Genomic DNA, 24,766 nt, shown 5'->3' with positions numbered 1-24,766 from the left:
CGAGCATGATACCGAGCACAATGCTAAACGCAACAGGGATCGAACCTGATTGGGGCTAGATGGGACAGTCGATCGGGGCATGGCCCGCGATCGCCGCGCACCGACGCAACCGATGCACCGGAGCGAACCCCCCCGCCGGGCATTTGGGGGTTGGTTTTGCCGTTCCCGATCGCCTCGGAGTCTAAACAGCATCCCACGATCCATCGCAAAACCCTACTGATTCTAGTATTCAGCCTCATCATCCGCCAATTCTTCATAGAGCAGGTCGAGGCCAATCAACACCCGCTCGCGATCGGACAAATCGCCAATAATTTTCCGCACTGGCGGGGGCAAAATTTTCGCGAGGGTTGGGGTGGCCAAAATCTTATCCTCCTCGGCAAGTTGGGGATTTTTTAGCACATCGATGACCTTCAGCGCATAAACCCCTTGAAACTCGTCTTCCAAAATATTCTTCAGGGTTTTCAGGGCACGGACTGAATGGGGAGTATTCCCTGCTACGTATAACTTGAGAACGTAGGTTTTTTTGAGGGGACTCATAAGCAATACAACGAGTTGAGTTTAGGAAGTTCTGTCCACGGGAATTTGGGTAAATACAAGACCCGTTGAGAATGCAAGGTCACCGGAGTCCCTAAAACCGGAATCAGATCCATGCCAATCACAGGACTCTCCCCAAGGATTGGGGAAAACTTACTCCCAATTTGTTATCGAGCAGACCACGCTCCAGTCATCATCCTCAAAATTCAGTTCATCAATGGCAGTTTGGTCGAAATGTGTCGAAATATTCTGTTGCCAGCTTGTACTTACCTGTCAAATTGACTCTTGAACCAGATGGTGTCACCTGCGCTCAGGACGTGAGCAGGAACGTGAAAATGGCTTGATGCCAACTGCGACGACAACGATTGACAGGGAGAAACAAGAAAAATCAAAGCGTTAATCCTAGAGCTTCTGGCGCGGCCCTCAGCCAACTTGTAAACGAACAATACGCCAAAAATCATGGAACTTGATTTTATTTAATATAATAACCCGATTGTCAGATGGTAATCAGAAAAGATTCTTAAGTTTCCTGGCTTGAATCAATAAATCTATGAAACATTGATTCTTGTCAAGAATCAATGATAATTGGACTAAAAATTGATGTAAAAGCAATTTTTGAGCGAAATCCAAAAGAAGCTATTTAAAAATGAATTACAAGAATGATTGCAAGCGGCCAATCGCATTTTTGTACTTTGAACAAAATTGCTTGGGGTGCAGGTCTATTAATTCGCAAACACTGTATTGTTAGACAATGAATTAGAGTGCATCACTCACGGGGGATGGAGCGTCGATACATCTCGCACAGGTGGGCAATGATGTCAATGAGCGTGAGTCGATAGTCTAGAAGAATTTCTTCACTGCGCCCTTCCAGCTTGAGTTGAGTGGCAAGGGCATCCATCAACTCCATGTGGATTTCTACAATTTGAGAAACAGACATATCTGCAAAAAAAGCTTGCTCCACAAAGCGATCGACCCGCATATTGACGGTGCCATCCTCTGCAAAATAGGCCAAGACAATTTCGCGATATTCGCTTCTCAATTCCTGTAGGAGCGCTTGCCTGTCTTCGGCGGGCAGGTTTCTGAGAAAAAGTTTGGGTTCGCGCTTGTAATACACACCTAAATATCCTAAGCGCTCTTTGAGTTTGTCTGTCAGTCGTTTCTGTTGCTCAAGCAGGTTTACTGCATTACTAGGGACGGCAGAGGCAGGGGCAACGTTTGCCTGACCGAGGTTGGAGCTGATTGGTGTTAGGTATAGGAAATTGTTGATGGCGCGATCGATTGACCGGCGGAAACTTTCGAGGTCGTGCTCTGAGGCGATCACTTCAGCCGCATGATAAATCCAGGGTTTTTTGGGTAAATTCTGCGATCGGGAACACCAAATAACTGCCGGAAGAATGATGTTAGCGGTAGAGAGCTGCTCAATGACGTGCTCAAGCAGTGGATCCTCTTGAATAATGAGACAATCAATTTCTTGCTGGTTTTGCTGAATGGCAGCCAGGAATGATTCTAAAGTTTCGTAGTATTGGGTTTGATAGCGAGCAGTATCAAGAATTTTGCATAGGACTTCAGTGCTCTCTGATGAGTTCGTGAGCGCAGTAATTGCTAAGTAATATCGCACGATTTTCGCAGAATGGGGTTAAACAAAAAGGGGCTTTGCTATCGTGAGCCTGAAGTGGCTCTATCGTAGTGGGTTTTGTCGATCAATGGCGATCTTGAGGGTTGCTGGGAGCTGGGTTAGGAATGATTTTTAATAATTTTTTACTGTCACCAATATAAGGAATTAAAATAGAAAAATCGAATGATTGGGATCAGTAGGACAATGGGGTGACCATGCTGAGCATTGCCAGTTACGCTGCAGAACGAGACGAGTGGTTGATGGCGAAAGATTGCTAGGGGTCGCCCGGGAGCATTTCCTCCGGTTCATTTTCAGGATGATACTCAGGGTAAGTAATACAGGGATAATTTAACTCAATTGTTTGGTGATGGCGGGTGGCCCTGTGGGCAAGGGGGCTGGCCGTTTGGGGAGGTCACTGGGGCGATCGCCAGGCAAAACCCACCTTGCCAACTCGGGGGATTGGGCGATCGGGCAAGGGCGACCCAAGACCCAAGAAAGCCAACACCTGAGGCCCGAGAACCCCTCAAAAAAATTTAAACCATCGGTTTAGTCCATAGAAAAATTAGGGCGATCGGCAGTCGGGCCGCCAAAAGCACCAGCAGTTTCTATGGAGACAGAATGGAGGAGAATCCAGCGTTGCAAACCCTGGATAGCAGTGAATTGGGAAACATAATCGGGATGACTGGATTCGAACCAGCGGCCCCCTCGACCCGAACGAGGTGCGCTACCAAGCTGCGCTACATCCCGAGGCAGATTCCGCGATCGAGCCAGTGATTTGACCGGCGCGAAATTTGACCTTCAGAATTATAGGGGATGGTGAGCCATTTGCACGCAACTGGACGAGGAATTTTTTTATTTTTCTCGCGCCATTTTCTTGCGCGCCATTTTCTTGCGCGCCTGGTTTGACCGGCCCCCTCTTGCCAGACCTGTTTTGATCACTCGTCTTGCTCAGCCCAGCCTCCGAGCTACAAAACCGATTCGGCCAGTGCTCCATCCACTGCCGTTTCCCGAAACTGGATGGAATCTTGGCGTGGATCCGCGTGGCTCACCTCCAACCAGAGGCGATCGCCCGGCGACAGATCGCGATGGAACCGCGTTGCCAGCTCCACCCCCAAATCCTCCAGCAGCACCGCCGCTAGCCCATCATCCTCGCGTAACCATCGCAACATCAGCGTTTGCCAGGGGCCGCGGTTTCGCCGTAAATATTCCAAAATCCAGTAGCGCGTGGTCTGGCGCTCCACCAAAGTCGCTTCATAGGCCGTGGAACTCACCCCTTGCACCAACTCCTGCATTTCGTTAATCGAAAAGGGCAGGGTTTCGCCTCGCAGGTGTGCCTTAATTTGAAAGTGACCCAATAGATCGGTATAGCGGCGAATGGGTGATGTGATTTGGGTGTAAGTATCCAGGGCGAGGCTGGAGTGGCGGGCGGGCGTGGTGCTCATTTCGCTGCGGGGCATACAGCGGCGGATGGCGCAGGCGCGCACGGGGCCCGCAGGCAACAGCATCAATTCTTCTGCGGGGGGAAGTTCCGGTTGGGGTTGGCTGCGGAAGGGCATTGGCAGGCTATGTTCTTGGCCGTAGCGGGCGGCCACTTCTCCCGCCAGAATCATCATTTCCGCCACCAGTCCCCGTGCGGCGGAATCACCCAGGACTCGGATTTCAATTTCGTCATCCTTGACGGCGATCGAGGTTTCGGGCATTTCAATGCGGATTGCCCCTTGGCTGGCCCGCCAGCTTTCGCGGCGCTTGGCCCACTTGGCCAGGGCTGTGAGTTGTGGCTCGTCGGTGATGCCCAAATCGAGCATTTCGTCCACGTCGTCGTAAGTGAGGCGATAGGTGGGTTTGACGTGACTGGCGCGAATTTGGTAGTCCGCGACGGAGCCATCTTCGTTGAGGATGATGCCGAAGCTGAGGGCACAGCATTGCCGACCTTGCACTAGGCTCATGGGGCCGGTGGCCAGCTCGTGCGGAAACATGGGCACGGGGCCCGTGGGTAAATAGACGGTGGTGGCGCGGCGGCGGGCTTCGAGGTCTAGCTCGTTTCCGGGTTCTAGCCAGCGGGTGGGATCGGCAATGTGTACCCAAATGCGCTCGGTGCCATCGCTGAGGAATTCCAGGCTGAGGCCGTCGTCAATTTCGCGGGTGCTTTCGTCGTCGATCGTGTAGGTTTTGAGGTGAACGAGGTCGAGCCGATCGCGATCCAGATCGGGGGGTGGAGATTCGAGGTACGCACGGGCCACATCAAGCACCTTGGCAGAAAAACGGGTGGGCAGTTGCGATCGCCGCAAGTGCAAATTTTCGTGGGGACTCCACAGGCCCAGGGCCACAAGCAGATCAAATGCACCGCGTTCGGTGGTCGGGCGATCGAGCTTTGCGAGTAAGTCTAACGCAGCCGATCGATTGGTCATTTCATCGCCTTGGACGGCATACCGTTCCAGTAATTCAAGGCGCTGACGAAATGGGGAATCGTCGGGAATGGTGGGGCGATTACCCGGGTTGCTGATGGCCGATTGAACCCACTCGCAAAAGGCCTGCTGTTCCTGTTCTCGCTGCCGGGCCAGCTCCTGTTGACGGCGCATTTCTGAGACTTGGCTAGCGGGTCGAGGTTCGTAGCGATCGCCCTTCTGCTTAAAAAATAGCTTATCCTCGCTCAGCATCCGGTGAGCAGCGTAACAAGTGACCGGCGAAGCTTCTGAAAAAAGAATTAGGCTCAGTTCCTTGGCATCTACGGCGCGGTTGTCTTCCTCGCACAGCAGTTCCCAAGCCACTTCCAAACTGTCGGGGTCAAAGTAAGGCGCTGTGGCGGCTCGAAAGGCAGCAATGTCGGCGGGCTGAAACCCACCCCCAACGGTGTAGGTCACATCCTGGGGACGGATTTTGTAGTTTTTGCCCTGCTCGCCGATCGCGATGAAGAGTTTTTTGCCTTCTGGGCGATCGATTGTGGCCAACACTCGCTCGTCATCGAGTCGCAATTCAACCAGCGTTCCTTTGTCCATAGACTCGACACCAAGCCTGCACAGTTCGGCTCTTAGTGTAGGGGATTGACTGGGCCCGCGAACCGATCGCCCGGGAGAGGTTGTCGGCCAGGATTCAAAGGGTTAATCAACCGGTGGGTTAGGTTGAATGGACACATACAATTGCTTTCAATTGCCTTCAATCGCTGGTGGCTCCAACGTTGAGTTTCAATGTTGAGCTGCACCATTGCTGTCAACCTCGCTGTAATCACCTCGCTGTAATCACCTCGCTGTAATCACCTCGCTGTAATCACTTCGCTGTCAATTGCTGCAAATCTATGGCTACCTCAACGGTTAATCTGCCCTACTTCGATGCTTTGTTGGGCTTGCTGGATCGATCGCCCGCTGTGCAAACGGCCTTCCGCCGCCACGTCCATTGGGGCTATTGGGCTGATCCCGATCGGGCCCAAATCAGTCCCGCTGCCTTTGATGAAGCGGCCGAGCAGCTCACCCGTGAGGTGTATGGCACAACGCGGATTCAAGATGGGGCCAAGGTGCTGGATGTGGGCTGCGGGTTTGGCGGCACGATCGCCAGCCTGAACCAACAATTTTCAAACCTGCAACTGACGGGGGTGAACATTGACCCGCGCCAGCTCGATCGGGCGAAGCAGTGGGTGACTCCGCAAAATAACAACACCATTGAATGGGTGGAGGCTAACGCGATCGAGCTGCCTTTTCCGGATGCGTCTTTTGATGTGGTGTTGGCGGTGGAATGTATTTTTCACTTTCCCGATCGACAGCGATTTTTCCAAGAGGTGCGCCGTGTTCTGAAACCAGGTGGTCAACTGGCGATTTCAGACTTTTTGCCCAGTGACTTGTTAGCACTGCTGCCCAATCTCAAATCCCCCTTGGATAGTGCTGGATTTTATGGCGGATTTGATGTGACCTACACTCTCAATTCCTATCGAAATCTAGCCCAGGAAACGGGGTTTCGCCTTACCCAGGCTCGGGATATCACGGTGGAAACTTTGCCAACCTATAGTTGCTTTCGATCGATGGCGGTTGATAATCAATGGTTCGATCCGTCGGCGGTAGTACAAACCCTGTCGATTGAGCTGGTTAGCCGTCTGCGAGCACTCAACTATTGGATTTTGCAGTTCGATCGTTGGTAAATCTTGGGTGCGCAGCTCTGAAGCCTGCAAGTGTTCAAACCTGCAAGTGTTCAAACCTGTAAGCCAGTTTTTCAGTCCATCAGTTCATCAATCCATCAGTTCATCAACCCATCAGTTCATCAATCCATCAGTCCCTAAGACAGGAGATCTTGAAAACGTGTCTTCAGATATGCATCGATCGCCCATTACCGGTAAAACGCGATTGCTCGGCGTAATTGGGGATCCCATTGGCCATTCCCTCTCGCCAGTGATGCATAACCAGGCGATCGCCAGTTTGGGGGTCGATGCGGTTTACGTGGCCTTTCCGGTCAAGCCCGCAGACTTGACTAAGGCGATGGATGGCTTTGCGGCCGTGGAGGTGTTGGGCCTGAGCGTCACCATTCCCCATAAGCAGGCGGTGATGCCCCTGTTGGCGGACATTTCCGATGTGGCTCGATCGGTCGGGGCCGTCAACACCCTGTGGCGAACCGATCGGGGCTGGGCCGGAACCAACACCGACGTGGATGGCTTTGTGGCCCCGCTCAAGGCGTTGCGTGCCCATTGGCAGGGGGCCACGGCCCTGGTATTGGGCACGGGGGGCGCGGCCCGGGCCGTGATTGCCGGAGCCAAGCTGTTGGGGTGCGATCGGGTGGTGGTGGCCGGGCGCGACCCCCAAAAACTGGCAGCCCTGCAACAGCACTTTGGGCCGCCAAACCCCTTGGCAATCGCCCTAGAAACGCTGGTGTGGTCAGACCTCGATCGGGTGCTTCCGTCCGCTGATTTGCTGGTGAACTCGACTCCCGTGGGAATGCATCCCTTGGCGGCCGACTCGCCCCTTTCGATCGCCCAATTGGCCCTGTTGCCCCCTAGCAGCATTGTCTACGATTTGATTTACACGCCTCGTCCCACGCGCTTTTTGCAAATGGCGGGCGATCGGGGCTTGCAGACAATTGATGGGTTGGAAATGTTGGTGCAACAAGGGGCGGTGGCCCTGTCCCGCTGGTTGGGTCAACCGGCCCCGGTGGCCGTGATGAGATCGGCAGTGGAGGCGTTTTTGGCCCCCAGATCTTGACTAGTTGTTGAGTAGCCCTTTTGAGACCCCCCCAAGAGTCTGCAATTCTGATTGACATACTCCCCACCCTAAAGGAACGGGGATTCTCTAAGCCTCGCGACTTAGATTCCTGCTTCTTAGCAACTGCCTCCACCCCAAAGGTTTCTCGGTCTTATGTTTGCTCCACAGGCTTAAATTCCCGGATGTCCCTCGGTATGTGTTCAACTGTAGTACAAAGCCGCCCTAAAAGGGCGGGGTTTCAGACCCAGAAGTTTTGTTGATGAATCGATCGACGATCGTGCCCGCATTGGCCGCTGCTGCCTTTACCCTGTTGTCCTCCGTTGCGGCTTGGGTGGTGGATGATATCGCCCGCGATCGATTCGTTGGAGAAGCCCGCTCCAACCTCTTGTCTCGCTTGAGTGCCAAGCGGGCCCGGCTGGAATCGGCCCTGAACGCTCGCATTCAAACGGCCCAAGGCATTATTCCCTACGAGCTGAACGCGGGGCCCCTATCCCAAGGGCAATTCAGCGCCTTTGTTCGATCGCTCATGCAGCAGCAACAGGGCGTGATTGCGGTCTTGTTGGTGCGATCGGCCCAGCCCGGTCAGCCGCCACCCCTGAACGATCCCCAAAAACTGCAAATTCTGACCTATCCACCAAACACGGAAACCCAAGCCGTTTTGGATGACTACCGCCAACAACAACAGCGGTTTAAACGCCTCATTCCCAGTGGTCTCATTTCCCGATTGCCCCAGCCCTACACCAACCGGGCACGCTATTTGGGCTACATCCCCGTTTGCGATGGGCGCTGCTCCAGTCGATCGCCCCTGTTGGGCATGGTGGTTGTGATTTTTGATGAGCTGGCCCTGCTGGCGGATGCGGACTTGCTCAACAACGACAACAGCACGGAATACGCCATCTATGAGCATGGGGCCAATGGGGTGGGGCGGTTGTTGTTTGGGTCGGCCACCGTGTTCGATCGCGACCCGGTGATTCTGGAAATTCCGTTGCTCACAGGGCGCTGGCAACTGGCCGCCGTGCCCACCCAAGGTTGGACAGTGGTGTCCACTTCCATGCTCTGGCTGCGGGTGGGCGAAGTGGTGGCGATCGCCCTGGGCACGGTGTTGACCTTCCTTCTGGTGCGCCAACCCATGCGGCTGCGGGTGGCGATCGCCCAAACTCGCGAAACCAACCGCCTGCTGCGAGAAGAAATTCTCGATCGACAATTGGCCGAAGCCAAACTGCAAAGCCTGGCGGAACAACTGGAGCAACGGGTGCTGGAGCGCACCGCCGAACTGTCCAAAGCTTTGGAACAGGTGCAAAAGGCGCAGGTGCAGGTTGTCCAGTCCGAAAAAATGTCCAGCCTGGGGCAGTTGGTGGCCGGCGTGGCCCACGAAATCAACAACCCGATCAACTTCATCTACGGCAATTTGGGCCATGCAAAAGACTACATCCACGGCCTGTTGGGTTTTTTAGAGCTATTGCATCAGGAGCAGCCGGAACTGTCCCCCACCTTAACGGCCTATGCCGAGGCGATCGACCTGGAATTTCTGGAGGCCGACTTGCCGCAACTCCTGAAATCCATGGAAATTGGTTCGGAGCGCATTTGCGGCATCGTGCAATCGTTGCGAATTTTTTCCCGGTTGGATGAATCGGATCTGAAACGGGTGGACATCCACGAAGGCATTGACAGCACCCTGACGATTTTGAACCATCGCTTGAAGGGCAGCGACACCCAGCCGGCCATCATCATCCACCGCGAATACGATCCGGCCATGCCTTCGGTGGAGTGCTATGCGGGTCAGCTCAATCAGGTGTTTATGAACCTGTTGGTGAATGCGATCGATGCGTTGGAAGAGTCTGGCACGTTGGATCCACAAATTACGATCGCCACGGCCCTGCTTGACCCCAATCAGCTCCAAATCCGAATTACCGACAATGGCCCGGGAATTGCCACGGCGGCCCAATCCAAGATTTTTGATGCATTTTTCACAACGAAGCCCGTGGGCAAAGGAACGGGGATGGGGCTGTCCATTTCCTATCAGGTGGTGGCCGATCGCCACAAGGGATCGTTGGAATGCGTGACGGAGCCAGGCCAGGGAGCCACATTTGTGATCACCATCCCGATCGAGCAACGGCCGGCCCCGGCCGTGTCTGTGGCCATCGATCCAGCACCCTTAACAACCTAAGGGCGATCGCAAAACTCATCAAAACTCAAGAAAAGACTCCCCAGTCCAGAACCCTGAAAGCTAGGATCAAATCGCCAGGAATCTTTTCTTGGGCCGAAGCAAGTCTGTTGGGCTGATTGCTGATTTGATGATCAGCATCGGGCTTGCGCAATCAGGGTTGGTGCATCACATGGGTTAAATCACGGTTCATGGATGAGTTGGCGATCGGCAATTGGTGATTGAGATGGGCGACTCATGATTAGCCACCCGCGATCGGCGATTGGTGATTGAGATGGGCGACTCATGATTAGCCATCCGCGATCGGCGATTCATCATCCGGCATCCGTCAATCCGGCGACTGAGGCAACGTTCTTGGCCAATGGGCGAGCGCGGGCCTGATTTCCACAGCAGCGCCCCTTGCCCCAGCATGTTGATCAGTCCTGTTGGTTCCATTGATTCAGTTGATTCGGTCTTGGCCGTCCTTAACCCAGTCTTTCAAAACCGTTTACTTGTCGGGGATGTTTCGGAGAGTTAGGGAAAATGTCAGAATCCAGTACCCCTTCAGCAACCACCCTCAGAATCCTTGAGGCGGGCCAATCTATTCTGCCGATCGAAGTGCAACCCCCTGCGGACTTAGACAGCACCACGGCCGATGCTGCTGCCGCCATTGATCAAAATTCCCCCATTGAGCGCCTGTTATCGACTGCCAGCGAAACGATGGTGGATGTTGTGACCCATAGCCAAGTGTTGCTTGCGGTGGTGCAGCCAGACAGCTTTGAAGTGGACATGGCCAATGCGGCGTTTTGTCAGGCGGTGAAGCTGGCCGGTCGTCAAGAGTCGGTGCGGGGTTTGGTGGCCGTTGGCCGATCGCTCGCGGATTTGTTGCCAGGATTAGAGGCCGAAGTCTTGCGCGATTGGCTGCGGCGACAGGTGGCCTACCGTCTGTTGCTCGATCGCCACCCCAAGGACAGCCGAATTCGGCGGTTGCTGAATGCGCCGAAGTTGGTGCAAGTGGCCGATCGCTGGTTGGAATTGTGGATGCGGCCGGGGGCCTTGGTGTTCGAGTCGATCGCCCCCGATGTGCAAACCCTCATGGAAGCCTCCACTTCCCTGCCCTCCTTTGAAAGCGCGTTTCAGTTGGAATGGTGCCAGTTCAAGGGGCAACTGTTGTTGGAAGGGTGGGACGTGACCGCGCGGGAGCAATTACGCCGGTTGGGTCGCCTGTTGCTGAATGGCCATTCCATCTTGCAGCCGGAGAAATTCCGGGAGGTGGGGCAATCCATGCGATCGCTCTTTTCCGGTGATGCCACCTTTGTGTTGCGTACCGATGGCGATCGGCTGCAATTAACCCTGGGGAATGAGGCGCGGCTGCGCACCGTCCGGGGCTATGACCTGGGGGATTTGCGCGAATCACCCTGTTTGGCGGCCATGCAGTTGGAGCGGGTGACGATCGTTCGGGATTTGGCCACCCAGGCCGTCACCCCCCTAGAACAGGATTTGCGTGATCGTGGGGCCCGATCTCTGCTGTTGATTCCCCTGTTGCTGCGGGATAAGGCGGGCGATCGTCCCCCCTTGTTGATGGGGTTAGTGGGGGTGGCCAGTCGTCTGCCCGATAACTTTGACCTATTGGACATCAATCGAGCGGAACTGCTGCAACCTTCCTTAGCCGTGGCCTTGCGCCAGGCCGGCCAGTCCCACTTCAGCAACATCCACCCGGCCGTGGAATGGAAATTTTTGCAGGAGGCAGAGCGACGCAGCTGGGGCCTGCCACCCCAGCCGATCGCCTTTGAAAATGTTTATCCGCTCTATGGCATCTCCGACATTCGCGGTTCATCCCTTGCGCGCGATCGAGCCATTCAAACGGATTTGCTGTCCCAGTTTCGCCAAGCCCTGGCCATTCTTGATTGTGCCTGTGCGGCCAAAGACCTGCCCCTGTTACGGCAACTGCGCTTGGACTTGCAGGAATATATCCACAACCTTGAAGGCGGCGTGACCGTGGAAGCGGAAGTGCGCGGGGCCCAATACCTGCGGGAAAACATTGAAGACGACCTGGACTATCTGGCCGGATTGGATCCAGCCACCGCCGCCGCCGTCACCGCCTATCGCCAAGCTTGCGACAATCCCCACGGGGCCGTCTACGAAGCCCGCGCTGAATATGACCACTTGGTGAGTGAAATTAATCGGCGGATGCGGGAAACCTGGGATCGCTGCCAAAGCAAAATGCAGTCGATCGCCCCCCACTACTGCGACATTGAATCCACCGACGGCATTGATCACATGATCTATGCCGGTAGCTCCATCTATCCCGACTTCACCAGCTTCCACCTTCGCAGCCTGCGCTACGAGCAACTGCGGGCCGTCTGTGCCTGTGCGCAGATGGGCTTTGAAATTGAGCGCACCCTTAGTGACCAATTACGCTTGACGCATCTTGTGCTGGTGCAGGGTTCCACGGTGGATATTCTGCATGATGAAAACACTGAGAAGCTGTTTGACGTGCGAGGAACCCGCGACACGCGCTATGAAATTGTCAAAAAGCGGATCGACAAGGCCCGCGATGCCATCACAGGAGAACGAATTACCCAGCCCGGCTGCCTCACGGTGGTCTATGCCACGGAGGACGAGGGCCACGAATATCAGGAATATTTGCGCTACTTGGAACGCGAGGGCATGATTGGCTCCAAGCGCGAGAGCGGCGAGGTGGAATCGCTCCAGGGGGCCAATGGGTTGCGGTTTATGCGGGTGGCCGTGTTGCCGCCAGAACCCGATCGCTAACTTCAGGTCGATCGCCCTGGTGATGACGTGGTGATTAATGACGCGGTGATTAATGACGCGGTGATGAATTCAGGACGGTCGAAGATTTGCCCGGTGGATTATTAGTTGGGATCACTGGTTGAGATCGCTGGTTGGGATTACTAGTCGAAATCACTAGTCGAAATCACTAGTTGAGATCACTGGGCGATCGAACCGTTCGTAACCGGTGTAATTGTCCGGAATTGCGGGCTGCTTTGAGGATGGCCAGGGATAGGAAGTGGGCCCCGCAACCCAACTGTTGGGAAGCCGTCCCCCGATCGCTGTTGATTACTGTGCGGATGAAGTAGGCGACTATGCAAAGTTGGACAGAGGGCTATGTGGCCGAAGTGGATTACACCCATGGGTTTTATCGGGAACTAGCCCCCACACACCTCAATTATGTGTTGTTGTGTAAGGGGCTTCAGGCTCCCCCGCTCGATCGCGCCTTCACCTACTGCGAATTGGGCTGTGGACAGGGCAACACCACCAATTTGCTGGCGGCTGCCAATCCGCAAGGGGATTTTTATGCCACAGATTTCAACCCCAGCCACATTGTTCATGCCCAAACCTTAGCCCGCGAAATTGGCCTCAAAAACATCCATTTTTTTGATGACTCTTTCCAGGATTTTGCCGATCGGGCAGAGTTGCCGGACTTTGATTTCATCACGCTCCATGGCGTTTTTTCTTGGATTTCGCCCGAAAACCGACAGCAAATCGTTAACTTTATTCGCAAAAAACTAAAAGTTGGTGGCGTTGTTTATCTCAGCTACAACGCCATGCCCGGTTGGTCTGCATTTTTGGGAATGCGAGAGCTAATTCAAGCGCAGGTGCTCTCCCAATCGGGCCCCATTACCAAACGATTTGATCTGGCTCTGAATTTTGCCAAAGCTATTGCTGAACAGGAGGCCATTTATTTCAAATCTCAGCCAGCCGCGCTCGATCGGCTCCAGCAAATTTCCACCATGTCTCGTAACTACTTGGTGCATGAATATTGCAATCGCCACTTCATGCCATTGTTCCATCGAGAAGTGGTGGAACTGCTGGATGAGGCCAAGGCGAGCTTTTTGGTTTCGGCCCACTTGGGTGACCAAATGGAGCACTTTCGATTGCAGCCTAACCAGTTGCAAACCCTACAAACCATTGAGGATCCCGTGCTGCGGGAAACCTTGCGGGACGTTTATACCAACCAATCATTTCGACGGGATATTTTTGGGCGCGGAACCGTGCCCCTTGCCTCTTTGGCCCAGCGCGATCGCTTGGATCAGCAAACCTTCGCCCTCACGCTGCGATCGTCCCAAATCCCCAAGGAATATCCCTGCCCGGTGGCAACGGTGCATCTGGATGCGGAACCCTTCAAAACCATCATTGCTGGCTTGAGCGATCGCCCCCACACCATGGCCGAGCTGGCTCAACAATTACCCCAACTGGCTTGGCGCGACTTGCACCTTTCCTTGGCGATCGCGGTGGATGGGGGGTGGGCGATGCCCGTGGTTCCCCAAGCTGCCGTTAAAGCGACCCGCGAAACCTGTCATCGGTTCAACCGGGCGATTGCTCGGCGCGCCCTCACGGAAAACAAAATTCAACTATTGGCCGCGCCGCTGGTTGGCAGTGGCATTGCGGTTGATCAAACAATTCTGTTGTTTTTAGAGTCCATGTGGCGCAAAACACCGGGCCCCGAATTAGCCTTTGAAACCTACAAACGAATGGGGCTAAAGCTGCAGAAAAACGGTGAAACCGTTGAGAATGATGCAGAAAATTTGCAGCTTCTGAAAACCTCTTGGGAGCAATTTCAATCCCAAACTGGTCCCTGGCTAAAATCCCTCCAAATTTTGTAGATCGCTTGTTCTTCCAATCAGACTTCCCCTAGTAGTGCGACAGGCTTAATTCGGTGGGTCAAAGTTGCGGAGTCAGTTACAGAAACAAGGGGATTAGGGCCTGTCGTCATTTCCATCGCCGTAGGGGTTGGGTCTCCCAACCCTAACCCGGGCGATCGCCACAACCCTGTCCACCCCTGGGAATACCCAAGGATCACGGGAACTGGGCGGGGAAACCCCGCCCCTACGACTGATTGGTTTAAAGAACGAGGTCATCAGGGTTTCAGGAAATTTGACGACACGCCCTAAGCCCCTTGCTGCCTAACGATCAGGTAACAGGAACAGTCGAATTGATTGCCTAGAACAAGCTTGTCGCGCTACTAGGATTGGGCCGGAGCGGCGGGCTGGTCGGCGGCCCCGTTGGGGTCGGTGGCCGGGGGATTGGTCGCCGGTGGGTTGATCGCCGGTGGGTTAATGGGTTTGGCGATCGGGCAGGCGGCGGGATCCGGCTCCTGGGGAATGATCGTCACTGGCTTGGCTCCCTTGGGCAAGCCCGCTTGGGTCGGGGCCAACATTTGGCTAACCACCATCACGGCGCGTTTGTTGGCTTCATTGAGCAAGCCCCGTTGGCAGGCGGATTCCGTGACCCGATCGAGCGCTGCCTCTTGGGCCCGGGCCATCAGTTCGGGGCCCGAGTCGGGGCCGAGACCCAAAAAGCCCCGATCGTAGTCATAAACCCGCGATCGACCCACATCGATTTTGCGATTCAGGATTTCTGGGGCCGGCAACCGAATTTCCAGCTTACCGTCAGTTCCTTGGCGCACGTCCTCGGCCTTGAGCTTGCTGAAGTCAATCCCGGCGCTGATTTCCCCGTAGGCGATGTAGAGCAGCTTGGTGGAGCCGACGACGAATTGCCCCAACACCCGATCGCGCTGGGCTGGGACGATCGCCTCCATCGAAAACACCGTGGTCGTCAGTTCGCTGGCCCCGCGAATTTGGTCGATCGTCAGCGATCGCACATCGGCCTTGGCCGGTGGCTGCGGTGTGTTGAAGGGAGCCGCCACAAAGTCGCTAATCCCCTTGCCCCAGTTGCCAATCCCCGCCGCCGACGTGGCCACGATCGCCACCAGTCCCCCGGTCGCCATCAGGGCGAAATTATTGCTGAGTTGCCGCCATAACCCCGGTTGCCGCGACGGGGCGATCGGCTGGGGAGCTTGGGTGGGCTGAGCGCTGGGGGGACGTTGATCGACCTTCATAAACAAAGCCTGGAGAGAGAATCGGACGAAGACGTTTGGGGAGCCAGGGGCCACAGCAATCGCCGGGGGCAAGGGGCTTAAGCCCCTTGTCTGGCGCGTCTGGTGCGGTGGTCTGGGGTAGTTAAAGCTTGAAATGTTGGACTAAGCCGTTGCCAGCAATTCTAGCAACTCAGCTTCTGAAATACAGACCAATCCGAGCGATCTCGCTTTGTCTAGTTTGGAGCCGGCCTCCTCGCCCACCACCACGTAATCGGTTTTTTTGCTGACGGAGCCGGTGACCTTGCCGCCCGATCGCTCGATTAGCGCCTTAGTTTCTGGACGAGTCAGGGTGGGGAGAGTTCCGGTCAGCACAAAAGTCTTGCCGCTGATGGTTGCGTTGGTTGGCTGGGCGATCGCCTGATCCGGATCCGGGTCGGATGCTACCAAGGACAACCCCGCCGATCGCAGCCGATCGACCAGCGATCGATTGGCCGCCGAGCCAAACCATTCCCGAATCGACTTGGCAATTTCTAGTCCAATCCCGTTCACTACCGTTAACTCCTCTTCGGTGGCCGCGGCCAGGGCCTCAACCGATCGAAACTGGGCCGCCAGCAGCTTGGCATTGCTCGATCCGATATGCCGAATCCCCAGTCCATACAGCACCCGCGCCCAGGGCTGGCCGGTTGATCGGGCGATCGCGCTCACCAACTTCTCCGCCGACTTTTGCCCCATCCGCTCCAGGGTCAACAACGGCGCGATCGTCAGCCCGTACAAATCCGCCACGGACTTGACCAAGCCCGCCTCGCTCAATTGCTCCACCAACTTTTCCCCCAGCCCATCAATATCCAACGCATCACGGCTAGCCCAATGGCGCAGGCTGCCCCGAACGATCGCCGGACAAGAGGTATTAATGCAGCGCGTCACGGCCTCATCGGCTGGCTGCACCACCGCCTCACCACAGGCCGGGCAATGGCTGGGCATTTGCACCCGCGTCGCGCCGTCGGGCCGCAGCTCCGGCAACACCCGCAACACCTCGGGAATAATTTCCCCCGCCTTGCGAATCACCACCGTGTCGCCCAGGTGCAAATCCAACTCCAGCAGTCGATCGCGGTTGTGCAGCGTCGCCCGCGCCACGGTGGTTCCCGCCAACTGCACCGGCTCCAGTTCCGCCACCGGGGTAATCGCCCCCGTGCGCCCCACCTGGAACGTCACCGACAGCAACCGCGAAGGCGCTTCCTCCGCCGGGTATTTGTAGGCGATCGCCCAGCGCGGAAACTTGTTGGTGAAACCCACCGCCGTTTGCAGGGCCAAATCATCGAGCTTAATCACCGCCCCATCGGTCATGTAGGGCAAGTCGTGCCGCGCTTGATCCCACCGTTGGCAATAGTCCCAAACGGCCGCCAGGTCAGCACAGCGATCGCGGTTCGGATTCACCCGAAAGCCCCAAGCTGCCAACTGTTCCAGCGACTCCCAATGGCTGCGGGGGCGATCGGGCCAGTCCAGCTCCTCCGGCCATTGGAGCGTGTAGGCAAAAAAGTCCAGCTTCCGTTCCGCCACAATTCGCGAATCCAGTTGGCGCAAGGTTCCCGCTGCCGCATTCCGAGGATTCGCAAACAGGGCCTCGCCCGCCGCCGCCCGATCGCGATTGATCTGCTCAAAACTGCTGAGGGGCAAAAATGCTTCCCCGCGAATCTCCAACCGGGCCGGCGGATTGGCCGTATTCAACCGCAACGGGATCGATCGAATCGTCTTGATATTTTGGGTAATCTCCTCGCCCGCAATCCCATCGCCCCGCGTCGCCCCGCGCACCAGCAGCCCCTCTTCATAGGTGAGGGCGATCGCCGAGCCATCGATTTTTAGTTCACACACATAGCGAGCCGGGTTCGCCGCCTGAAACAGGGGCAATTCCTCCAGAACGGGCGATCGCTCCCCGGTTCCGGCCACCTTTTGCCAGCGATCTTCCCAAGCTCGCAACTCCGCCAAATCAAAGGCATTTTCCAAGCTGTAGAGGGCGATCGCGTGTTGCACCGTTTGGAACCGCTCCGCCGGGCGATCGCCCACGCGCTGGGTGGGGCTGTCGGGCGAAACCAGCTCGGGATATGCGGTTTCCAGTTGCTCCAGTTCTCGGTAGAGGCGATCGTACACCGCGTCTTCCATCACGGGATTGTCCAGCACGTAGTAGGCGTAGCTGGCTTCCTGGAGTTTTTGGCGCAGTTGGTCAGCGCGGCGGGCCAAGTCAGCGGGGGCGGGCATGGGGCAGCAATGGGGCGATCGATCTCGATGCCATTGTCGCTATTCCGGCCGGGAATGCAAGAACCTTCCGGATGGCGCACGGGGCGATCGCTAGTAATGGTCAGGTAGATGCACCCTGACGATGTTCCCCCGGCCCCGGCTGGGGGATTTTTGTTGGTCTAGAGCTGTTCGTAGAAACTAGTCGTCACTTTCTGCTGCTTGGCGAAGTGCCAAGAATGCTTCCTTGAGAGCTTGGCTAACTGATGAATTTGGTTCATTCAAAACCAGATCTTGATAGGCATTTAGATAATTCTGGCGAATTCGATGAAACAAGCTTAGAAAATGTCGTAGAAAACTCAGGCAGTCCAAAATAGAAACTTCTACGCCGTCTGTTTTCTCATACCAAGTTGCTGCATAATCCATGGTCTGTTGGTCAATCGGCTCAGTTGTAATAAAAATATAGTTCTGAACGGTCTGACCTTCCTTCAAAATTTTGGAAATTGCAGAGTCAATATCAGTCTTGGTAACTGCACGCATTTTCATTTCATAAGCTGTGATAACGGCAGAATCATCCTGTAGGGTGATTTCGATATCGCCAAGCGATCCTGTCTGTAGGTCGGCAGCATTGTGAGCTTGTAGCGACAGGATTTTTTCTCCCAGATGGTGTTTTGCTGCTTGATAAGCGGCTGCCACAATGAGCACTGGTAAGCGGCTAGAGTTTTTGCAAGCTAAATGCTGAGTGATGAGTTTAATAATAGCCTCTGTCGATAAAGGTAAAGATCCCCGCGATCGCTCTAGGCTAGATAATAATGAGTTGATCCGGTGTAATTGCTCATCACGAATCTCTAGAAGCACTCTCACAATTTCAGTTAGTAAGTCTTCAGCAGAAATACGACTTTCTGCCACATCTTCCAGAAGAATAAGGACTGAGCGATATAGCTCAACCGGCCTGCCTACTAATTCGCGATCTGTAGTCAAGGGCTGATCATGATTTCGGAAAGTAGGAGTAAGAAATGCAGTTGTTGAATTAACAGGCAGTTGATGTTGATTGATAAATAGTGTCAAATAGTCTTCGTCATACCTGCGACCAGAAAAGCTATCGGAGTCGCCAATTTTAGTATATGGCTTTCGGGGATCGACCTCGGGGCGATCAAGTTTACCCAACAGACAAGCCATCAGGAACCTTACGCCTGAACGGTTGCTCGTACATTGGCAAACTCGGTTGATATGCTCTATCAGCCTAGAGTCCTGAATTAAGGAACGATTCCCCGCGATGAGCGCTGATTGGTAAATTTGTCCAAGAATTTGATCCGGTGTCATCAGAATAGCTCTCGCTGAACAGAATCAGAATCTGATTGGGACTGAGGTAATGAATAATTAATCCACAAAATTTCTTGGCGCGTATCTTTAGTGGAATGAATTGTTTTTTGCGGGCCAAGAATTTTTTGCCATTTTGATTTGGGAAATAGATCTTCCATGACTGGATGATCGTATCCCGAAACAGCAACCATTCCCTGACATTGATTTAGAGCGAGAGCTAACTCTTGATGTTCTTGCTCAGTCATTTCAAAACCATAGGATTTGGTATCACCTCGGGTTTCGTGCAGATAGGGCGGATCGCAGTAAAAGAATGTGTTGGGGCCATCGTAAAGGCGAATGACATCCAGAGCTGGCCGGTTTTCAATCTGTACCCGCAAGAGACGGAGGGCGATCGCATCCAATGCTTCGACACCGCCCAGCCATCGAGACACAACCCCGGACATCCCCGATCGACTGGTGTCTTTACAATTTGCCCATCGTCCTAAGGAGGCTGTTTGTGCTAAACCGGTTCTGGTTTGCCGAGCGCGAATATAAAACCGGCGGGCACGCTCAATATCATCTAGACTATCTAAATCGTCATAGATTGCCTGATAATATTCTTCCCGGGAAAAGGGCGTAAGGGCGATCGCTCGAATCAACTCATCTGAATGATCTCGTAAAACTCGAAAGAAATTAACAACTTCACCATCAATATCGTTGTACGTTTCAACGGGAGATGGTTCCCGATTCAGCAAAACAGCCCCCGATCCGGAAAAGGGTTCGCAGTAATGATGACATGAGGGTAAAAGAGGTAAGAGCCAATCTAAGTGGGAAAACTTACCGCCATACCAGCCAAAGGCAATTTTACGACGACTGCGAGGATGCACAGAAACATGATTTTGCTCAAGGGAGCTGTTAGATTCCACATTCAAAAAAATGGGAGAAGTTCGCTTAGATTTTAGACCCATAGTAATAACTAACCGTGAATTCTTTGATGATGTTGCTATCAATATATCAAATTCGTACTGTAGTTGCTTCTTCGTTGCTCTTGAGCAATCAGCTCTCAAATCTCAGCTTCCGGAGGCAATCCGAGCAGCCTATGCGGATGCTCGCGATGAGGCCTACAGTGAGACTGGGTTGGCGCTAGAGACCTTCCCGATCGCCCCGCCGTTTACCTGGGAAGAGGCGATGGAACAACCCATCTACCTTGATCCCTAGCCAATAAAGAGGCTAAAGTTTTTGGACATGGAAGAGCCTGTTTCCCCCCAAATTCCCAGTTGGCTTGCTTGGGCGATCATGAATGGCCAAAAGCGCCAGCCCACATTCCTCGGCCATATTGTTTTGGTTCTGGTGCTTTTGAGCTTGGTTGGGATTGCTTATTATGTTTTGTTACTCGTGAGTAGCCAATGGGAGCAAAAATGGATTACTGCACCCCAAAAGCTCACTAAGGAACAAATTGCTTTACAAACGGCATGGCTAAAGCCGAAGCCCTCTGTGAAATCAAGATTAATTTTTCAACTGCAGGATGTTGAGGTCTTGATTGATCGCAATGCTTCAATTATGGGCTTTTTCTATAAACAGTATTATATTTCGCTGGCAATGATGTGTACGCTGGGAGCGATCGCTGTTATTTGTTTATTTTTTATTAGTAAAGAAGGTTGGGGTGAAGTGAATAATGCTGTGATTAATGTTTTTTTGGTTTCTTCAGGAGTGGTTCTTTTTTACGGTAATTTGTCTTTGACTTTCAAGCAAGAAGAAAACATCAAAAATAGCCACGCCATCTATTTATCTTGCTTGAGCCTCAGAAATGAGCTACTGAGTTATTTGGCAACCCGGCAAAACACGCGCGGTGTTGAGGAAAAACCAGAATTATTCATTCATTATGTTGACAAAAAACTGATGTCAATTAGTTTGATTCAATTGGGCTTTAATCCTGGTCAACTGTCGGACGTTCCTAAGCCTATTAACACCTTGTCAACTCCGGCCATTACGCCGAAGAGTCCCTAGTGATTGATGCTGAAATTCTGAAAAATGAGTGCTTGGTTGTTATGACTTTGCGGTGATTTTTAAATGATAATCATGCCTGTTTCTAGTGGTGATCGAGGTTTCATGTTTTTGGGACAAGTTACCCGATCGCCCGTTTGCTGCTTTTCCACGAACTGACGGGCGATCGGGTGAGGGAAACTAGTCAATTTTTTGCAAATAGATGCAGTGGCGATCGCCCTCAGTCATTGGAGTTTTAAAGGCATCTACACCCAAAATTTCTGCGCCCCAATGGCTGAGGGGATCTTGCAGGCTGGCTTCCTCCTCTGCGCTCCAGCGACCTCGGTACAAAATCGCAACGCCTCGCGGGGCCAACATCGGCAGGGCGTAGCTGGCGCAAAGATCCGCTGCACCCACGGCCCGCAAGGTCACCAGGTGAAAATTCGGTTTGGGGCCCGGTCGCCGCACGAACTGCTCTGCTCGATCGCACGCGGTTTGTACATTGCCCAACTCCAATTCCGCGATCGCCTCCGCCACAAACTGAATCTTTTTGCGCGTGCTATCCATCAGCAACCATTGCCATTCTGGAAAGGCGATCGCGCCCGGTAGCCCTGGAAAGCCGCCCCCGGTTCCCAAATCGGCCACGGTGATGGCCTGCGAGGCCCGCTGGGCCAGTACCGGTTGCAAAATCGGTGAAAATAGACCCCGCAGCGAATCCCAAAGATGCTTTTCCCAAAAGTCCAATGGTTCCGTAATGCGGGTTAAGTTCATCCGTTGGTTACCCGCCAAGATCACCTCATAGAGCCGCTGAAATTGGGCTTGGGTGGCTGCGTCGGGCTGCCATTGCAGGGTTAACTGCCAAAGGTCGATCGGGTTCGGCAAGGCGGGCGCTGTGGGAAGGGTCATGGCCATGGGGAGCAAGCTGCTAGGCAATTTAAGCGCAATCTGGCCCCGTTAACGTATTCCTTGAGTGCAATCGCAGCATGATTCCAACGGTAGTGGTGGCGGGAACCCACAGTGGAGTGGGCAAAACTTCAGTGGCGATCGCCCTGATGCGAGCTTGGACGCGGCGCGGATGGGTGGTGCAGCCGTTCAAAGTGGGGCCCGATTTCATTGACCCGGGCCATCACCGTCGGGCCACGGGTCGCCCGTCTCATAATTTGGATGGTTGGATGCTTCCTAAGGCAACAAACCAAGCGCTGTTCGATCGCGCCGTGGCCGGAGCCGATGTGGCGGTGATTGAAGGAGCCATGGGGTTGTTTGATGGTTATGGCGACCAAGAGGCGGGCAGCACGGCCGAGCTGGCCAAGTGGTTGAACGCGCCTGTGGTGTTGGTGTTGGATGGTCGGGGCCTGTCGCGTAGCGGGGCGGCCCTGATCTGGGGCTATGAAACCTTTGACCCGGATTTGCGGTTTTTGGGTGCAATTTGCAACCGGGTGGGCAGCGGAGCACATTTGGATCGGATTGCGGGGGCTGCTCGCGATCGCGTGCGAATGCCCATTTTGGGCGGTGTGCCCCGGGATGAGGCCGCATTGATTGATCGCCGCCACTTGGGACTCAAAATGGCCGATGAGGATCAGTTGGGGGAGGGATATATCGATCGACTGGCGGATTTGCTGGAAACCCATCTGGACTTGGATCAGCTCTGGCAACGGTTGCAACGGGAGCAACCAACCCCGAAGCCTGAACCACGCGTGCCGATCGCCCCAATTGCCGTCAGTTGTCGATCGCCCCGCAAAATCGGGATCGCACGCGATCGGGCCTTTTGTTTTTATTACGAAGCCAATTTAGATTTTCTGCGCGATCGAGGGGCGGAGTTGGTGGAATTTTCGCCCTTGGTCGATCGGCCGCCCACCGATTGTGACGTGCTCTATCTTGGGGGTGGCTACCCGGAGCTATACCTGGATCAGCTTGCCAGCAACACCGATTGTTTAATGGCCATTCGCCAAATGGCCGCGGCCGGCAAACCAATCTATGGGGAATGTGGCGGCTTTATCTATCTGTGCGATCGCCTGACCCTGGCCGATGGCACGGGGCGATCGCTCTTGGGTTTATTACCGCTGCAAATCCAAATGACCCGCCGCCCCAAGCTGGGTTACGTGGAAGCGACGATCGCTCCTGGCGGCCCTTTGCCCTCAGGAGAAACCATTCGTGGCCATCGGTTTCACTACTCGGAAGTGGCAAACCCCGAAGCGGCCGGGGCGATCGCCCAATGCTATGACCTATTAACCTCTCGGGGCGATCGACTCACGGAAGGCTATTGCGTCGGTTCCGTCCTGGGCAGCTATGTACATTTGCATTTCGCCAGCAATCCCCAAGTGATGACCGCCTGGCTCGACTACCTCTCAACAACAACTAATCACTAGAGTCCTTCGTCAAAGTAATCGCTGTTAATTTTCTTGACTGGATAAAGCGAAATAGTTGAAACTCCAACATCGTTATCAATCATCAAGCTAGTTAGTAGTTCTCCATCGATCAGAACAATCTTGCTCCCAATTTGAGAAACGTAGTTCTTTGCTTCATCAGTAAATCGGGAAGTCGTGATAAAAATGCCCTTATTAGCTCTTTGTGCTTGTAACGCCCCAGCAAATTGCATCACATCCGGCCGCCCCACAGGCGTGCTGTCCCAGCGCTTAGCTTGGATATAGACAACATCTAAACCAAGCTTATCTTCCTTGATAATTCCATCAATCCCGCCATCACCACTTTTGCCAATTGCTCGCCCAGCATCGGAACGAGAGCCGCCGTAGCCCATTTTGACTAATAATTCAACAACCACATACTCAAAGAAGCTAGGTGAAGTCTTCTTCAGTTTTGCCAATAATTCACTAGCCAACTCATCCCTAAGATTTTCATAAGCAGCCTCCAATGCTTCAGATGGAGTTGCCGTCGAAAAATCAGGCATTGGCTTAGTAACCAGTTCCTTTTCTCCATCCCTTGAACGAGTACCTTTTAGTTTTTTGAATTCTAGAAATTCAGGATATTTTTCCAGAGTCTTAACGTTAATAGTTTTAGGCTGCTTGGCCAGAAGCTCATAGCCCCGATCTGTAATTTTGTAATATCCTCTCCTTGTGGACTCCAAAAGCCCTGCTTTTTTTAGATAAGTTGCGGCCCAACCAACACGGTTCCCAAAAGTAGACTGACTACCACTGGGCAGCATTTCATGTAAGTCATCTTCGGTTAGTTCAAGTTCCTGTGCCAAAAATTCAACAGCTTCATTCGTGGTTAATTCATTCTGACAGCTTCCTGCATACTTCAATAGTGGTAACATCAAGCTCTGATAATCAGGGACAGTCATAGATATCCGTCTGAACTATTTTCAATATTTAATATCATCCACTGCAAAGTAGCAATTGTTAAAAAATTATGATTTCAAGTTTATTCATGCATCTTGGTTGTCGAGTGCTAAAGATTTTTCAGAGTGCAGAGCGCTTGAGCCTTGAGCCAGTTGAGCTGGTCAATCTCTATGAGAATTTGATCAAATTGTGACTGCTCCTCAGAGCTTAAACTGCTAGGCTGCTGACTGTTACGCGCCAAAAGATTTTTTAGCTCCGCTTGTCGATCGCTCGTGAGCTGACTGTGGGCTAAGGTGGTTAATTCTGTGGGACTCAGCCCAGCTAAGCAGTCTGGATCTTGCAATAAATGTAATAAGACATAGCGCTGAAAAAGATTTTTCGCCTTTCCAGAATCTTGAATTAGAGCGCCCATGAGCCGATCGAGCAGGTCTAACCGATCGCCCTCAGGCAGTTGCAGAATAGCTTCGAGAAGCTGGGATTCAGTCATGGTCTGGGGTGTCAATTTTGCATGAAGCCCAATCAATAGACCTCTTGCACGAATCAAATTGGATGTGTTGCCTGGTAGTTGAGCAACCCGGCCAGCAGATGAAGCCTCAAGCCAAAACGGCGACGACGATTGCGATAGCGTCCTGAGAAGATCCGAAA

Annotated in this window: 20 protein-coding genes, 1 tRNA gene and 1 pseudogene; 9 read left to right on the top strand and 13 right to left on the bottom strand. The window is 53.7% G+C overall.

What is annotated here, in order from left to right:
• Positions 1 to 222: 222 nt before the first annotated feature.
• Complete coding sequence (kaiB, locus tag VPK24_RS02085) at positions 223 to 537, bottom strand: circadian clock protein KaiB (RefSeq protein WP_099532183.1); 315 nt, start codon at positions 535 to 537, stop codon at positions 223 to 225.
• 763 nt (positions 538 to 1,300) lie between these two features.
• Entirely contained in the window at positions 1,301 to 2,152 is an 852-nt protein-coding gene (locus VPK24_RS02080) for a circadian clock protein KaiA (protein WP_393010278.1), read from the bottom strand.
• A 371-nt stretch (positions 2,153 to 2,523) separates the two neighbouring features.
• Between VPK24_RS02080 and VPK24_RS02075 the strand changes: the two genes are divergently transcribed.
• A complete protein-coding gene (locus VPK24_RS02075; RefSeq protein ID WP_393010276.1) occupies positions 2,524 to 2,658 on the top strand; it encodes a hypothetical protein in 135 nt (44 codons plus the stop codon).
• A gap of 164 nt (positions 2,659 to 2,822) precedes the next feature.
• Here the strand turns inward: VPK24_RS02075 and VPK24_RS02070 are convergent.
• Positions 2,823 to 2,896 (bottom strand) — tRNA-Pro (locus tag VPK24_RS02070).
• A gap of 218 nt (positions 2,897 to 3,114) precedes the next feature.
• Positions 3,115 to 5,145, bottom strand: coding sequence for a ribonuclease catalytic domain-containing protein (locus VPK24_RS02065; RefSeq protein ID WP_393010274.1), 2,031 nt, complete (start codon positions 5,143 to 5,145; stop codon positions 3,115 to 3,117).
• A 296-nt stretch (positions 5,146 to 5,441) separates the two neighbouring features.
• Here VPK24_RS02065 and VPK24_RS02060 point away from each other — a divergent pair, with 296 nt between their 5' ends.
• The 3 genes from VPK24_RS02060 (at position 5,442) to VPK24_RS02050 (ending at position 9,493) form a co-directional block, all read left to right on the top strand.
• Positions 5,442 to 6,275 carry a class I SAM-dependent methyltransferase gene (locus tag VPK24_RS02060; protein WP_393010272.1) on the top strand — a complete coding sequence of 278 codons (834 nt, stop codon included), beginning with the start codon at positions 5,442 to 5,444 and terminating at the stop codon, positions 6,273 to 6,275.
• A gap of 169 nt (positions 6,276 to 6,444) precedes the next feature.
• Complete coding sequence (locus VPK24_RS02055) at positions 6,445 to 7,326, top strand: shikimate dehydrogenase (protein ID WP_393010492.1); 882 nt, start codon at positions 6,445 to 6,447, stop codon at positions 7,324 to 7,326.
• Positions 7,327 to 7,585: 259 nt separating this feature from the next.
• Positions 7,586 to 9,493 (top strand): ATP-binding protein, encoded by a 1,908-nt coding sequence (locus VPK24_RS02050; protein ID WP_393010270.1) that lies wholly within the window; start codon positions 7,586 to 7,588, stop codon positions 9,491 to 9,493.
• A gap of 186 nt (positions 9,494 to 9,679) precedes the next feature.
• Here the strand turns inward: VPK24_RS02050 and VPK24_RS02045 are convergent, their stop codons facing one another.
• Positions 9,680 to 9,925 carry a hypothetical protein gene (locus tag VPK24_RS02045; protein ID WP_393010268.1) on the bottom strand — a complete coding sequence of 82 codons (246 nt, stop codon included), beginning with the start codon at positions 9,923 to 9,925 and terminating at the stop codon, positions 9,680 to 9,682.
• Between the two features lie 87 nt (positions 9,926 to 10,012).
• Here VPK24_RS02045 and VPK24_RS02040 point away from each other — a divergent pair, with 87 nt between their 5' ends.
• Together VPK24_RS02040 and VPK24_RS02035 are read left to right on the top strand one after the other, a co-directional pair.
• Positions 10,013 to 12,244: a GAF domain-containing protein gene (locus VPK24_RS02040; RefSeq protein WP_393010266.1), complete on the top strand. Its 2,232-nt coding sequence runs from the start codon at positions 10,013 to 10,015 to the stop codon at positions 12,242 to 12,244.
• Between the two features lie 332 nt (positions 12,245 to 12,576).
• Positions 12,577 to 14,097 (top strand): class I SAM-dependent methyltransferase, encoded by a 1,521-nt coding sequence (locus VPK24_RS02035; RefSeq protein ID WP_393010265.1) that lies wholly within the window; start codon positions 12,577 to 12,579, stop codon positions 14,095 to 14,097.
• 359 nt (positions 14,098 to 14,456) lie between these two features.
• On the opposite strand, the gene VPK24_RS02030 is transcribed toward VPK24_RS02035, so the two are convergent.
• From VPK24_RS02030 to VPK24_RS02015, 4 genes are all read right to left on the bottom strand, one after another.
• The gene (locus VPK24_RS02030; RefSeq protein ID WP_393010263.1) at positions 14,457 to 15,332 is read right to left on the bottom strand and encodes a DUF4230 domain-containing protein; all 876 of its coding nucleotides are present in this window, start codon (positions 15,330 to 15,332) and stop codon (positions 14,457 to 14,459) included.
• Between the two features lie 141 nt (positions 15,333 to 15,473).
• Positions 15,474 to 17,564, bottom strand: a complete 2,091-nt coding sequence (ligA, locus tag VPK24_RS02025) for an NAD-dependent DNA ligase LigA (RefSeq protein WP_393010261.1) — start codon at positions 17,562 to 17,564, stop codon at positions 15,474 to 15,476.
• Between the two features lie 177 nt (positions 17,565 to 17,741).
• Positions 17,742 to 18,863, bottom strand: a complete 1,122-nt coding sequence (locus VPK24_RS02020) for a restriction endonuclease, SacI family (protein WP_393010259.1) — start codon at positions 18,861 to 18,863, stop codon at positions 17,742 to 17,744.
• Positions 18,863 to 19,810, bottom strand: a complete 948-nt coding sequence (locus VPK24_RS02015; protein WP_393010257.1) for a DNA adenine methylase — start codon at positions 19,808 to 19,810, stop codon at positions 18,863 to 18,865. Before VPK24_RS02015 ends, VPK24_RS02020 begins: the two co-directional genes overlap by 1 nt.
• Here VPK24_RS02015 and VPK24_RS02010 point away from each other — a divergent pair.
• Together VPK24_RS02010 and VPK24_RS02005 are read left to right on the top strand one after the other, a co-directional pair.
• Complete coding sequence (locus VPK24_RS02010; protein ID WP_393010255.1) at positions 19,779 to 20,060, top strand: DUF29 family protein; 282 nt, start codon at positions 19,779 to 19,781, stop codon at positions 20,058 to 20,060. The genes VPK24_RS02015 and VPK24_RS02010 overlap by 32 nt on opposite strands.
• Before the next feature lie 27 nt (positions 20,061 to 20,087).
• Positions 20,088 to 20,849: a hypothetical protein gene (locus tag VPK24_RS02005; protein WP_393010253.1), complete on the top strand. Its 762-nt coding sequence runs from the start codon at positions 20,088 to 20,090 to the stop codon at positions 20,847 to 20,849.
• A gap of 177 nt (positions 20,850 to 21,026) precedes the next feature.
• Here the strand turns inward: VPK24_RS02005 and rsmG are convergent, their stop codons facing one another.
• On the bottom strand, positions 21,027 to 21,731 hold the full coding sequence (rsmG, locus tag VPK24_RS02000; RefSeq protein WP_393010251.1) for a 16S rRNA (guanine(527)-N(7))-methyltransferase RsmG: 705 nt from the start codon (positions 21,729 to 21,731) through the stop codon (positions 21,027 to 21,029).
• 77 nt (positions 21,732 to 21,808) lie between these two features.
• On the opposite strand from rsmG, the gene VPK24_RS01995 reads away from it, so the two are divergent.
• Positions 21,809 to 23,191: a cobyrinate a,c-diamide synthase gene (locus VPK24_RS01995; RefSeq protein WP_393010249.1), complete on the top strand. Its 1,383-nt coding sequence runs from the start codon at positions 21,809 to 21,811 to the stop codon at positions 23,189 to 23,191.
• Here the strand turns inward: VPK24_RS01995 and VPK24_RS01990 are convergent.
• The 3 genes and pseudogenes from VPK24_RS01990 to VPK24_RS01980 all read right to left on the bottom strand — a co-directional run.
• A complete protein-coding gene (locus VPK24_RS01990) occupies positions 23,188 to 24,123 on the bottom strand; it encodes a restriction endonuclease (protein WP_393010247.1) in 936 nt (311 codons plus the stop codon). The two genes, VPK24_RS01995 and VPK24_RS01990, sit on opposite strands and share 4 nt — an antisense overlap.
• Before the next feature lie 107 nt (positions 24,124 to 24,230).
• A complete protein-coding gene (locus VPK24_RS01985) occupies positions 24,231 to 24,608 on the bottom strand; it encodes a hypothetical protein (RefSeq protein WP_393010245.1) in 378 nt (125 codons plus the stop codon).
• 53 nt (positions 24,609 to 24,661) lie between these two features.
• Positions 24,662 to 24,766 (bottom strand): annotated as a pseudogene (locus VPK24_RS01980) (IS5/IS1182 family transposase); the annotation flags it as partial.

Origin of the sequence: Limnothrix redekei LRLZ20PSL1 (assembly GCF_043235035.1) — a bacterium.
Classification (GTDB): domain Bacteria; phylum Cyanobacteriota; class Cyanobacteriia; order CACIAM-69d; family CACIAM-69d; genus CACIAM-69d.
This window is presented reverse-complemented; position numbering and strand designations above follow the sequence as displayed.